13 protein-coding genes are annotated in these 12,463 nt (G+C 72.8%); 3 read left to right on the forward strand and 10 right to left on the reverse strand.

The window, feature by feature from the left end; all coding sequences use genetic code 11:
* The first annotated feature begins 8 nt into the window (after positions 1–8).
* Positions 9–371 carry a 5-carboxymethyl-2-hydroxymuconate Delta-isomerase gene (locus ACLGIH_RS24565; protein ID WP_416527444.1) on the forward strand — a complete coding sequence of 121 codons (363 nt, stop codon included), beginning with the start codon at positions 9–11 and terminating at the stop codon, positions 369–371.
* A 41-nt stretch (positions 372–412) separates the two neighbouring features.
* Here the strand turns inward: ACLGIH_RS24565 and ACLGIH_RS24570 are convergent, their stop codons facing one another.
* The 5 genes from ACLGIH_RS24570 to ACLGIH_RS24590 all read right to left on the reverse strand — a co-directional run bounded on the left by ACLGIH_RS24570 (position 413) and on the right by ACLGIH_RS24590 (position 5,674).
* The gene (locus tag ACLGIH_RS24570) at positions 413–850 is read right to left on the reverse strand and encodes a hypothetical protein (RefSeq protein ID WP_416527445.1); all 438 of its coding nucleotides are present in this window, start codon (positions 848–850) and stop codon (positions 413–415) included.
* A 31-nt stretch (positions 851–881) separates the two neighbouring features.
* Entirely contained in the window at positions 882–1,571 is a 690-nt protein-coding gene (locus tag ACLGIH_RS24575; protein ID WP_416527446.1) for a TetR/AcrR family transcriptional regulator, read from the reverse strand.
* Positions 1,572–1,627: 56 nt separating this feature from the next.
* Positions 1,628–2,683: a PDR/VanB family oxidoreductase gene (locus ACLGIH_RS24580; protein WP_416527447.1), complete on the reverse strand. Its 1,056-nt coding sequence runs from the start codon at positions 2,681–2,683 to the stop codon at positions 1,628–1,630.
* A complete protein-coding gene (locus ACLGIH_RS24585; RefSeq protein ID WP_416527448.1) occupies positions 2,683–3,660 on the reverse strand; it encodes a metal-dependent hydrolase in 978 nt (325 codons plus the stop codon). Before ACLGIH_RS24585 ends, ACLGIH_RS24580 begins: the two co-directional genes overlap by 1 nt.
* 94 nt (positions 3,661–3,754) lie before the next feature.
* Positions 3,755–5,674, reverse strand: a complete 1,920-nt coding sequence (locus tag ACLGIH_RS24590; RefSeq protein ID WP_416527449.1) for a hypothetical protein — start codon at positions 5,672–5,674, stop codon at positions 3,755–3,757.
* Between the two features lie 195 nt (positions 5,675–5,869).
* Between ACLGIH_RS24590 and ACLGIH_RS24595 the strand changes: the two genes are divergently transcribed.
* Positions 5,870–6,301, forward strand: coding sequence for a hypothetical protein (locus ACLGIH_RS24595; protein WP_416527450.1), 432 nt, complete (start codon positions 5,870–5,872; stop codon positions 6,299–6,301).
* Between the two features lie 80 nt (positions 6,302–6,381).
* Here ACLGIH_RS24595 and ACLGIH_RS24600 read toward each other — a convergent pair whose 3' ends face one another.
* From ACLGIH_RS24600 to ACLGIH_RS24620, 5 genes are all read right to left on the reverse strand, one after another.
* Positions 6,382–7,896 (reverse strand): DUF1996 domain-containing protein, encoded by a 1,515-nt coding sequence (locus tag ACLGIH_RS24600; protein WP_416527451.1) that lies wholly within the window; start codon positions 7,894–7,896, stop codon positions 6,382–6,384.
* Between the two features lie 300 nt (positions 7,897–8,196).
* A complete protein-coding gene (locus ACLGIH_RS24605) occupies positions 8,197–9,216 on the reverse strand; it encodes an SDR family oxidoreductase (protein WP_416527452.1) in 1,020 nt (339 codons plus the stop codon).
* 157 nt (positions 9,217–9,373) lie between these two features.
* Positions 9,374–10,405, reverse strand: coding sequence for a glutamine synthetase (gene glnII, locus ACLGIH_RS24610; protein ID WP_416527453.1), 1,032 nt, complete (start codon positions 10,403–10,405; stop codon positions 9,374–9,376).
* 276 nt (positions 10,406–10,681) lie between these two features.
* Complete coding sequence (locus ACLGIH_RS24615; protein WP_416527454.1) at positions 10,682–11,359, reverse strand: RlpA-like double-psi beta-barrel domain-containing protein; 678 nt, start codon at positions 11,357–11,359, stop codon at positions 10,682–10,684.
* A gap of 139 nt (positions 11,360–11,498) precedes the next feature.
* On the reverse strand, positions 11,499–11,858 hold the full coding sequence (locus ACLGIH_RS24620) for an ArsC/Spx/MgsR family protein (RefSeq protein ID WP_416527455.1): 360 nt from the start codon (positions 11,856–11,858) through the stop codon (positions 11,499–11,501).
* A gap of 174 nt (positions 11,859–12,032) precedes the next feature.
* Between ACLGIH_RS24620 and ACLGIH_RS24625 the strand changes: the two genes are divergently transcribed.
* Positions 12,033–12,371 carry a hypothetical protein gene (locus ACLGIH_RS24625; protein WP_416527456.1) on the forward strand — a complete coding sequence of 113 codons (339 nt, stop codon included), beginning with the start codon at positions 12,033–12,035 and terminating at the stop codon, positions 12,369–12,371.
* The last annotated feature ends 92 nt before the right edge of the window (positions 12,372–12,463 follow it).

Genomic DNA, 12,463 nt, shown 5'->3' on the forward strand with positions numbered 1-12,463 from the left:
GAGGGCTCATGCCGCAGATCACCGTCGACTACTCCGCCGAGCTCGCGGACGACTTCGACCGGCCCGCGTTCGCCCGGGCCCTGCACACCGCCGTCGTCGACATCGCCGGCGCGAAGCCGCCGGCGTGCAAGACGCAGTTCCGCCGGGGCGAGGACACCACGGTCGGCCCGGACACCGAGGGGCACGCGGTCGTGCACGTCACCCTGGGGCTGCTCGCGGGCCGCACCGAGGAGACCAAGGCCCGCCTCACCGAGGCGGTCCTGGAACTGCTGCGACAGCACGTCAAGCCGGGTGGCCCCGGGCTGTCCCTGCACGCCTCCGCCGAGGTCCGGGACCTGGACCCGTCGTACCGGAAGTTCGAGAGCCGGTAACGCCGTCCCGGAGCCCGTGGGGCACCGGTCCCGGGCCGCGCTCACGGCAGGTCGTCGCGGCCCAGCCAAGCCGGCTTCACGGGCACCCCGTCCGGGTACCGCTCGACCGGCCGGTCCGCCGGCTCCCGCGGTGGTGCCCCCGGCCTCCTCGGCGGAGCGGCCGGCTCGGCCGGCGCCTCCGGCGCGGGCTCCGGGGCCGGGGGCGCGTCGGAGTCGTACAGCAGCTCCGCGACCGTGAACCGGGTGACGAACGACTGCCACGAGCCGTCCACGACCAACAGGAAGCCGTCGTCCGTCCGCAGCAGCCGACGGCGCCGGGGGCTCCAGGGGTGCTCGGGCGTGTAGTTCCGCGCCCGCTGCTCCAGTTCCGCGAGCGCGTCGGCACGGGACCCGGTGACGTGCGCCACCACGTGGGCCTCCTGGTGCTTGCGCTCCCGGGTGCCCACGGTCGTCTCGACGACCAGACCCCACGTCGTCATGACCTTCCGCCCTCCGTTCCCTCAGGCACGGCTAGGACGCCAGGGTGATGAGCCGGCCCACCAGGTCGGCGAACGGGCCGTCGGCCGGCTCTTCCGTCAGGATGCGGCGCAGCAGGGCGCCCATCTCCTCGTCGTAGGCGGCGCTGACGGCGAGGAGCGCGGCGAGGTCGTGCACCAGCTGGGCCTCCAGCTCGGCGCGCGGGATACGCCGGCCGTCCAGCCAGATCAGTGCCGTCGACTCGGCGAGCGAGATCCACGAGCGGATCACCAGCTCCAGGCGCGCGGGCGGCTCCGTCACGCCCAGGTGCGACAGGATCTGGTCGTACGCCGCCTGCCGTACGGAGTCGATGAGCGCGTTCGTCGTCGAGGACCCGACCGCCGGGCCGCCGCGCATCAGGGCCGCGAAGCCGGGGCCGTGCTCGTCCACGAAGTCGAAGAAGCGGCCCATCACCCGCAGCAGCCGCGCGGCCAGCGGCCCCTGCGGCGGTTCCACGAAGCGGGCCGCCAGATCGTCCGCGGCTCGCTTCAACGCCGCCTCGTAGAGGCTGAGTTTGCCGGGGAAGTAGTGGTAGACCAGCGGGCGCGAGATGCCCGCGGCCGAGGCTATCTCGTCGATGGAGACCTGGTCGGGCGAGCGGCGGCTGAACAGTTCGAGGGCGACGCCGATCAACTGCTGCCGCCGCTCCTCGACTCCCATTCTGCGGCGTACCCCGGTAGTCATGCGAACACCTTACCGATTGATTCCGGCCGCAGAACGGGCCGGACGCGGCTCGGTGTTCACAGGTCCAGCACGAGCCGCTCACCTCGCGACCGGGAGACGCAGATGAGCATCGAGTCACCGCGCTCCATGTCCGTCAGCAGCTCGTCCCGGTGGTCGATCTCGCCCTCCAGCACCCGCTGTTGGCAGGTTCCGCACCAGCCCTGTTCGCAGGAGTAGGGGGTGTTCGGCAGCTCGGCCCGGACGGCGGCCAGCACCGAGGAGTCGGGGCCCACGGTCAGTGTCCGTCCGCTGCGGCGCAGTTCGACCTCGAACGCGCGATCGCCGCCGGCGCTCGTCCGTGGCGCGAACCGTTCCAGGTGCAGCGGGGTCCCCTCCGGGAGCCGCTCCTCGACGGCCGCCATCAGCGGTTCCGGGCCGCAGCAGTAGACGGCCACGTCCTCGGGAAGACCGGTGAGGAACGCGTCGAGGTCGGGCAGCCCGGCCTCGTCCTCGGCGACGACCGTGACCCGGGTGCGCTCCGGGTCCAGCTTCTCGATCTCCTCCAGGAACGGCATCGACGCCCGGGTCCGCCCGCCGTAGAGCAGCCGCCAGTCGGCGCCCTCCGGCAGTGCGCGCAGCATCGGCAGGAGCGGGGTGATGCCGATGCCGCCGGCGACGAAGACGTAGGCGGGGGCGGCCAGCAGCGGGAAGCGGTTGCGCGGGCCGCGCACCTCGACCTCCATGCCCTCCTGGAGCTGTTCGTGCACCTCGCGCGAGCCGCCCCGGCCGTCCTCGACCAGCCGGGTGGCGACCGTGTACGACGAGGTGTCCTCCGGGTCCCCGCACAGCGAGTACTGGCGTACCAGCCCCGACGGCAGGACGAGGTCCAGGTGCGCCCCCGGCTCCCAGCGCGGCAGGTCGTGCCCCTCCAGACGCAGCCGGACCACCCCGTCCGCGATCCGCTCGTGCGCGGTGACCAGCAGCGTCAGCGCCCGGGAACGGGGCTGCCCGGATATCGGCGGCTCCAGCGCGGGCATCGGCCACAGCGGCGAGCCCTGGACACGGCGGCGCAGCGCCCGCCGGGCGAGCAGTGCGGCGCCCGCGACGACGACCAGGGTCCTCAGCTTCGGCATCACGCGGTTCCCTTCTCGGCGTGCTCGGCGTGCTCGGCGTGCTCGGTGCGCTCGGTGTGTTCGGTGTGCTTGACGTGCTCTGTTTGCTCGGCGGCCAGCGCGGCGGGGGAGGCGGCGAGATAGGCCACGGCCTGCTCGGTCGACCCCTCCTGCGACGGGTGGTAGGCGCGGCTCAGGTAGCGCGGGATGGAGTGGAACATGGCGCCCGTCGAGGGCAGCACACCGCGCCGCCCGCGCAGGTAGAAGTCACGGAAGCGGGCGCGGCCGTCGACGAGCGTCGGGTCGTGCGCCATGAAGAACCGCGCACCGCGCTGCCACAGGAACACCAGGGCCGTGAACGCGACCGCCCAGGTGCGCACCCGGCGCCGGTAGCCGCCGTCCAGGTGCAGGAACAGGTCGAAGGCGACCGACCGGTGCTCGACCTCCTCGGCGCCGTGCCAGCGCAGCAGGTCCAGCATGGTCGGATCGGCCCCGCGCCGGTCCAGTTCCTCGGCGTTGAGGACCCAGTCGCCGAGGAACGCCGTGTAGTGCTCGATGGCCGCGATCAGTGCCACCCGCTCCAGCAGCCACCACCGGCGCGGCCGGCCCGGCGGCAGGGTGCGGTCGCCGAGGAGCTTCTCGAAGAGCCAGTCGACCTGCGCGGTGTACGGCGTGGGATCGAGCCCCTGCTCCCGCAGGTGCGGCAGCACCTGGTCATGGGCCTGGGAGTGCATCGCCTCCTGCCCGATGAACCCGATGACGTCCTCGCGCAGCCGCTCGTCCCGGATGTACGGGAGCACCTGCTTGTAGACGTGCACGAACCACCGTTCGCCCGCGGGCAGCAGCAGGTGCAGCACGTTGATGGTGTGCGTCGTGAACGGGTCTCCCGGCACCCAGTGCAGCGGCGTGTCCGCCCAGGAGAACGACACCTTCCGTGCCTTGAGCGGTATGCGCTCGGACTCCACCGGCCGGGGCAGCCGGGCCTGCGTATTAGACATGGCGTCAATGTACTGATGGGTACGACCCGGGGGAACCCTTCCGGCGGGACTTGTTGACGCTGGTGTCAGTAGGCGGTGGAGGGGTGTGGCCCGGCTACCGGAGACCGGTGATCTCGCGTCCGCCGTCCAGGGTGCCCGTCAGCTCGGCCTGGGCTCCCTGCTCGGTGCGGACGGTCAGCAGGTTGCCGTCCGCGGAGGCGTCGATGCCGCCGGTCGCCGTCACCGACTCGGTGTCGCGGCTGCCCGCGGCCAGCAGATACCAGGCGCCCGCCGTCGACTTCCACAGCACGCCGGCCAGCACGTGCGGATCGCGCGCCCCGCACGCCGGCACGTTCTCCGCCTTGGCCGCCACCGCGCCGTACCGGCCGCCCGGCGTCCGGAACTGGGCCAGCACCCGGGCCCCGTCGCCCCGCCAGGTCTCCGCCCGCGTGCACACCCACGTGCCCTTCCCGCTCGCGTCGGGCAGCGGCTGCTCCGCGAACGCCCAGGCGTTCACCGACCGCACGCCCTGCCCGTGCACGGCACCCAGCGAGCAGGCGAACGGCGCCCAGGTGCGCAGCGCCTGCGCGCCGGTCGCCTCCCCGGCCGAGCCGGGGTGCCCGGTGGTGAGGCGGGCCGGGAGCAGTTCGCCGAGGTCGGTCAGCAGCCGCTTGCCGTCACCGTCGGTCAGCTCCAGCACGTTCCACGACGTGCACTCGCCGGACTGCTGGACCGGGCTGGCCAGCGGCGAGGTCACGCCGTCGGTCAGCGCCAGCTCCATCGCCCCGGCGCCCGGTTCGGTCAGGTCCCGCTCCGCCGCCCCGGTCACCCAGGGCGCCGTCAGATAGCGCACGTTGCCGTCGGCCCGGCCCAGCACCACCGCGTTCGCCTCGTCCCGCGTGGCCCCGTCGGCCCGGGCGAAGTCCAGCGCCGCCCCGGCCGTGCCGTCCTTCGGCTCGGCGTACCGGGCGATGCGCAGACCGTCGTGGAGGATGACGATGCGTGCGGCGTCGACGGTCCCCGCGTACAGCAGCTGCGGCGGTCCGGCCGGGCCGCCGGTGGCGGTGCCCGGCGTCGCCGAGACCCGCACCGTCTCCCCGGGGCGGGCCCACACGGCCAGCGCGCGGCGCAGCAGTTCCTTGTCGTCGGTGAGGTCGCCGCGCGCCGGCCACACCGAGAAGTCGGTGCGCGCCGACGTCTTCCAGGCGGCCGGGGCGGCCTTCGTCAGCCGGCCGGGGTCCAGGGCCGCCTCGGCCGCCGGATTACGCGCGTACGGCGGGGCGGCGGCGCCGTCCGGGCCCCAGCCGTCGCCGGGCAGGCCGAGCAGCGTCCCGCAGACCACCAGGGCCGCGCCGGCGACCAGCGCGGCCTTGGTGTGCTGCCGCCGGCGCATCAGGTCGGTCGGCCGGGCCTGGAGCGAGCAGGGGTCGAACTCGGGGGAGTCGAGCAGCGCGTACTGCCCGGGGACGGAGTCGGCCTCGCGCAGCGCGGCGTCCACATCGGCGACCTCCGCGGACCGCAGCAACTGGCGCACATCGCCGTCGGGGAGCTTCTCCAGGCCGCGCAGCGCGTAGGCGGCCCGGCCCGCGCCGGACAGGGCGGACAGCTTCTGGTCCAGGGCGAGTTCGTCGGCGCCGCCGGAGCGCGGAAACAGCTTGAGCCCCCAGACCTGGGGCAGGAGCGGCGGCAGCTGGGACCGCTTGGGCCAGGCCGGGCGCCGCAGCGGCCGCCCGGCCTCCAGCGCCGTCCGGACGACCCGGGCGCGGATCAGCGCGTAGCCGGGGTCGCCCTCGCGGCCGGTGGACTGGGCCGGGATGGCGGGCGGAGCCGTGCGGTTCCGGGGCAGTGCGCGCTGGGTCAGGGAGTGCGCGGTCAGCACCCGGCGGCTGCGGCCGAGGCCCGGCGGCAGCACCAGGTAGGCGAGCCGGACCAGGCGCGGATAGTGCTCGACGAGCGCGGCCTCGGCCTGTTCGACGTCGACGACCGGGTCGGTGGCGGACGGTGCGGGGCGCGGGGCGACATCCTGTGACTGCACGTTCAGCAGAACGAGCGAATCGACGGATGGTCACCGGACGGCGCAGGGTGACGCGCCGGTGCGCCGTCCGGCTCCGCGGTGGCCGAACGCCCCGGCGGCATTTGAGCAGCGCGCGCCGCGCAGCCGTATCGAAGACCACAGAGCCCCTCGCCGGGGCTCGGTGCGGCATGTCGCCGGAAGGGACCGGAGGAACAGATGAGGTTGACCCGACCGAGGCTCGCGCCGGCCGGTGCGGCGGCGCTCCTCGCGCTGACGGGCTGCGGAACCGACGGGGACGGCGCGAAGGCCGTACCGAAGACGGCCACGGGGAGCCTGGAGAGCCTGGCCGCCGAGGTGCGGTGCAAGCCGAACATGCAGACCGACGCCGACCAGATCCGCCAGGCCATCTGCGAGAAGGGCGACGAGAAGTACGTCCTCGCCACCTTCGCCACCGACCGCGGGCAACGGGAGTGGATCAACACCGCCAAGGACTACGGCGGCTACTACCTCGTCGGCCGCAAGTGGGTGGCCGTCGGCCACCAGCACGTCGTGGCGGAGCTGCGCGGGCGGCTAGGCGGGACGCTGGAGGAGGGCGTGCGGCACGGCGGTGGCGAGCACTCCTCCGGGCACGCGGGGCACGGCGGCTGACCGCCGCCCGGGCGCGGGCACGGAGGGGGCCGGTGGCGGAATCCGCCACCGGCCCCCTCCGCCGGGGATGTCCGGCGGGACTACTCACAGTCCTCACCGTTGTTGATGCACTCGACCACCTGGTCCATCAGGTCGTCGTCCATGACGTTGATGAAGTCGTTGTGATCGGTGATCGGCTTGTGCAGCTGCTCCGGGAAGCCGTCCACGGCGAACGGGTTCCGCACCTGGCCGTTCTCGATGACCGGGGCCGGCACGTCGTACACCAGGCGGACCTGGAGCTGCGGGATGGCCCGGAAGCCGTTCGGGCAGCTGCCGTCCTCCTGGACGAAGGCGACGTGGTCGCGGTGGTTGGCGCTGTCGATGTTCTGGCCGTCCCAGCAGCTCTGGAAGTTCGACGTGCGCACCACCTGGCTGCCCTCCGGGCACAGCGGGTACTTGTCCGTCAGCTGACGGTCCTCGAAGCCGGTGCAGCTCCAGGCGGTGTTGGCGTTCGCGGTGCCGTTGGTGAAGGCCTTCGCGTCACCGGTGATGATGCGCAGGAACTTCGGCATCGCGACGACGTCGCCCTGCCTGCTGCCGACGAACTTGATCTCGGCCTGGGCGGCCTTCAGGATCCGGCCGACGTTGCCCTCGGCACCACCGCCCAGCTCGTCGTTGTCGAACTCCTCGGTGCCGTCCTGGAGCCGTAGCACCGGCCAGTAGTAGGTGGACTTGTCGCCCTGGTTCCGGCACGAGGTCTCCGCGTTGGCGAGGTCCTCGTCGCTGGCGAAGGCGTCGTTGTCCTGGTTGCCGACGTAGTCGTGCGTGTGGTGCGCGCCGTTGTCGACACCCGGGGCCACGATCAGGTTGTCGCTGTTGAACAGGTTGTTCTCGTTGACGCCGCACTTGGTGGTGAAGGAGCCCGTGGAACCCCCGTCGCCGTCGGCGGCCAGTCCGTTCTCCAGGTTCCGGGAGTCGGGCTCGACCGTGGTGATGTCGACGAAGTCATCCGCGACCGGGCCGTTGCCGGCCTGACCGCCGTTGTCCTGCCGGCCGTCTCCGCCGCCCTGGTCCCCGCCGTTGCCGTTCTGGTCGTTGTCGTTGTCCTGGCCGTCTCCGTTCTGGTCGCCGTCGGGCTGCGGCTGCTCCGCGGGCCGCCCCTGGCAGCCGGCCAGCTGGTCCAGGTTCTCGTCGGCGTTGCCGCCGGACCGGTCGATCTCCAGCTGGATGCGGTCGATGATCGCCTTCCGCCGGTCCTTGAGCGGACCGAGGATGGTGTTCTGGACGAACCGCGGGTCCTCCGCCTGCGCCCGGCGCGTGGTGGCGAGGCGCGTGTAGGCATGGGTGATCTGCTGGTCGAGCGTGGCCAGTTCGCCGTCGACCTCACCACGGGCCCGGTACGGCACGTCGGAGAGCTGCTGGCTCACGTCGGGACAGTCGATCGTCGCGACCTGTGCCGCCGCGGACCTCGTCCGGCTGTGCCCCGAGTCCTCCTCGTGCGCCGAGGCGTTGAAGTTCGCCCAGAGCAGCCCGCCCCCACCGAGCGCTAGGGCCGCCGATGCGGCTATGGCCTTGGCGGCCAGCGGCGTACGGCGCTTTCTTGTGTTGCGTCCCATGGAACTCCTCTGACTTCCTTTTTCGGGGCATTGAGGGCGCCCGACAGGAGTGAAGCGGCTCCGATCCATACGGAGGGCGCCTCAGAGGTGTTCAGTCGTCACGGGAATCGGCGGAGTCCGCGGGGAAAATCCCCGTCACAACACCCCCTCGAACACCGGGAGTTGCCGACTCCTCACCGCGGGCCCGCCCCCGCCGGAAGCCGGTCGAAGCCGGTCGAAGCCGGTCAGAGCCGGCCGGGGCCCGTGGGGAGCCGGTCGGGGGCCCGTGGGGGGGGGTGGTGGACACGCGTAGGCGCCCGGTCAGGGGGTGGTGCCGGCCACACCCCCGCCCGCCGCGAGCACCTTCGCCTCCACCTCCGGGTCGAGTCCCTTGCTCGTCCGGTCCGGGCGCCGGGGCGCCGTGCCGCCGATGTCCCGCAGCCAGCGCCAGGTGTCGGCGGCCGTCTCCCGGACCGGGCGGCAGCGCAGGCCCGCGGCGACCGCGCGGGACACGTCCGCGGAGTGCAGCGCGTCGTGCAGGTCGCTGCCCGGCGGCACCCACACCGGCAGCTGCGTCCACGGCTCGATGCCCGCGTCGAGGACCACCTGCGGCTCGGTCCAGCGCAGCTCGGCCGTGGATCCGGTCACCTCCGCGCACGCCCGCAGCAGCTCGCCCATGGTGGTGTGGCCCTGCGGGGAGATCAGGTTGTACGGCCCGCTCAGCTCCCGCTCGGCCGCCCCGACAACCCACTCGGCGAGGTCGCGGACGTCGACGTACTGGAGTGGCAGGTCCTGCGGCCCCGGCGCCAGCACCGGGCCGCCGCGCGCCATGCGGGTCAGCCACCAGGGCAGCCGGCCCACGTTCTCGTACGGACCGAGGATCAGCCCGGCCCGCACCAGCACCGACCGGTCCGGGCCGAAGGAGTCCAGGACGGCGAGTTCCCCGCCCAGCTTGTCGCGCGCGTAGTCGGTCGCACCGGCGTCGGCGGAGGCGCCCTCCACGACGGGGGCCTCCTCGGTGTACCCGGCGGGCGGGGCCCACCGGTAGACCGAGCAGCTCGACACGTACACGTACCGTCCGGCCCGCTCCCGCAGCAGCCGCGCCGTGTCCCGCACCGCCCGGGGTTCCGCCGACCAGGTGTCCACGACCACGTCCCAGTCGCCGCCGTCCAGCGCCGCGAGCCCGTCGGGCGCGGTGCGGTCACCGTGCAGCGCTCGCACGCCGGGCGGCGGCGCGTGCCGTCCCCGGTGGAAGACGGTCACGTCCCAGCCCCGCCCGAGCGCCGCCTCCACGACGGCCCGTCCCACGAACTCCGTCCCGCCCAGCATCAGTAGCCTCATGGCGGCCACTGTGCCCGGTGCGGTGGCCCGGCGGAACGGGTCTCTGCCGACAGCAGAGGGGCGAGGCGGGCGCGCCGTCCCGACCGCGCCCGCACAGCGCACGCGAAAGGGCGCCCACCGTCGCGGTGGGCGCCCCTTGAGCAGGCGGTGGGCGGGATCAGACCTGGCCGGCCTTCTCCAGTGCCGTGCAGCACGTGTCGACGAGCAGGCGGGTCACCACGTACGGGTCGACGTTGGCGTTGGGGCGGCGGTCCTCGATGTAGCCCTTGCCGTCCTTCTCGACCTGCCACGGGATGCGGACCGAGGCGCCGCGGTCGGAGACGCCGTACGAGTACTTGTCCCACGGAGCGGTCTCGTGCAGGCCGGTCAGCCGGTCGTCGATGCCGGAGCCGTAGTTCTTGACGTGGTCCAGCGGCTTGGAGCCCTCGCCGAGCGACTCGCACGCGGTGATGATCGCGTCGTAGCCCTCGCGCATCGCCTTGGTGGAGAAGTTGGTGTGCGCGCCCGCGCCGTTCCAGTCGCCCTTGACCGGCTTCGGGTCGAGGGTGGCGGCGACGTCGAAGTCCTCGGCGGTGCGGTAGAGCAGCCAGCGGGCCACCCACAGCTGGTCGGCGACCTCCAGCGGCGACAGCGGGCCGACCTGGAACTCCCACTGGCCCGGCATGACCTCGGCGTTGATGCCGGAGATGCCCAGGCCCGCCTTGAGGCAGTTGTCCAGGTGCGCCTCGACGACGTCCCGGCCGAAGATCTCGTCGGAGCCGACACCGCAGTAGTAGCCGCCCTGCGGGGCCGGGAAGCCGCCCTTGGGGAAGCCGAGCGGGTGGCCGTCCTGGAAGAAGGTGTACTCCTGCTCGATGCCGAAGATCGGCTCCTGGGCCGCGAACTTCTCGGCGACCTCGGCCAGCGCGGCGCGGGTGTTGGAGGGGTGCGGGGTCAGGTCCGTGTCGAGCACCTCGCACAGCACCAGCACGTCGTCGCCGCCGCGGATCGGGTCGGGGCAGGTGAAGACCGGCTTGAGCACGCAGTCCGAGGAGCTGCCCTCTGCCTGGTTGGTCGAGGACCCGTCGAAGCCCCAGATCGGCAGGGCGTCCAGACCGGCGGGGGCACCCTCGATGATCTTCGTCTTGGAACGGAGCTTGGCCGTCGGCGAGGTGCCGTCGATCCAGATGTACTCAGCCTTGAAGGTCACGGGGCCACATCCTTCGGGGTGGGTCTGGGCGCACTTGCGGGTGCTGCGGCGCTGCGGCACTGGGGCGCCGCCTCTACTGACCGGGAGCTTGTCAACAGGCGATTTCCCGGCCATTGCCCGTGTGTGAACCCCGTGTTACCTGGTGCCGCCGTGACGCGCCTCACGGCCGCCGCCTCCCTTTACCCCGGCGGCCGCGGAGGAGGCGGCCCGGGCCGAGGCACTGCCGCGCCCGCGGGACCGGCCCGCCGCCTCAGGGTCTTCCCGGACCGGTGAGTCTCACCCCACCTTCTCGATCAGCGCCCGGCGGATCAGGAACTTGCCGGGCTCCCGGACCTGCTCGAACGCCGCGTCGTTGAGCAGCACGCAGCTGCCGGACACCGAGGTGACCTCCACCGTCGTGGACTTGTCGTTGTCCAGGTTGGTCACCTTCAGCCGGGTGCCCGCCGGGAACTGGTCGCTGGACGCGGCGGGCGCGCCGCCCTCGCCGGAGAGCGTGACCGTGGAGCCGTTGCACACCTGCTCGCCGGTTCCCGCCCGCCCGGCGTCACCGGCCTGCTCGCCGGCCTCCTGGGCGCCCTCCTGGGCCGCGCCGCCCTCCTGGCCGTTCTGCGGCGGCTGCGCGGCCTGGGAGTCCTGAGCCGACTCCCCGACCGTGCATCCGGACGCCTCCTGCTTGCGTTCGATCTCCTCGACGACCGCCTGGCGGTTGGCGATCCGGGCCTCGGACTGCGCGTCGGGATCGGCCCGCTGCCCCTCGATGAAACGCTGGTTGTTGCCGAGGGCGGTGGCGAGCCCCTGGCAGACCGAGGAGTCCTGGGCGGACTTCGTCCGGGCGGTGGTCTGCGAGGCGTTCGAGGTGCTCGCCATCACGAAGGCCCCGCCGCCCGCCACCGCCGCGGCGCTGACGAGCAGCGCGATCTTCTTCTTCGTGCCGAGAGTTCTCCTGCGCGACATGCGCGCCTCCTGAAGAGGTAGGGGAGCGTACGCCGCTGTGTACGAACTGCCGAACGAGGTCACTCACCGGTCACGGTCATTCGTCAAGTAACCTGCATCACAGGGGAGTTGGGGCGCGCTCGGCCACCGGGGCGGGCCGTCAGCGGGAGAGCGCGTCCCGGACCGCCTCCTCGGTGCGGGCGACGAGCGCCGTGCCGTCGTCGGCCGTGATGATCGGGCGCTGGATCAGCTTCGGGTGCTGGGCGAGCGCCGTGATCCAGCGGTCGCGTGCGGTGGCGTCACGGGGCCACTCCTTCAGGCCCAGTTCCCTGGCCACCGCCTCCTGGGTGCGGGTGATGTCCCAGGGTTCGAGTCCGAGCCGGTGGAGAACGGCGCGGATCTCGTCCTCGCTCGGTACGTCCTCCAGGTAGCGGCGGACGGTGTAGTCGGCGCCCTCGGCGTCGAGCAGGCTCACCGCGCTGCGGCACTTGGAACAGGCCGGGTTGATCCAGATCTCCATGCCGCAACGGTAGCCCGCAGGGCGCGAAAACTCGTTCTCCCCGTGTGTCGCAGTGCCCTCGAAAGCCCTGCTGGCCAGGGCCTTTTGTCAGTGGTGGGCAGTAAAATAGAAGCAGTGTTCGAGGGTGTCGCCGGGTGTTCCGGACGGCGCCCTGACCGCGACAGGAGGATGCCTGTGCCCGCTGCCGCAGTGAAGTCGAAGCCGAAGCCGGAGCCGAACCGCAAGCCGTTGCCCACCCAGTCGACCGCCAACCGGCCGGTCCTGCTCGATCTGCCGTACGCCCCCGTGGAGAAGCGCCCGCTGCCGGCCGGCCGCCCCCGCGAGTGGTACGTCACGCACAACCGCCGGCTCAAGGCGATGCGGCTCGCCATCGCCCTGCTGGACTCCGGCGTCCACCAGCCGAACCAGGCGCGCAACGAAACGATACGGAGCACCGCGCAGACGATCGGCGTCCACCCGCCGTCGGACACGACGTGCCGCATGGTGCGGGCGCTGATGCGGTACTCGCGTTGAGCATGGCGCCGGGTGACCCCGTTCGTCGCGGGGTGCCCGGCGTCGGCGTGACCGTCGCCGGGGGCCGCCGCCCGCAGACCCCCGCTTCGGCT

This window comes from Streptomyces hamibioticus (assembly GCF_047946815.1).
Classification (GTDB): Bacteria; Actinomycetota; Actinomycetes; order Streptomycetales; family Streptomycetaceae; genus Streptomyces.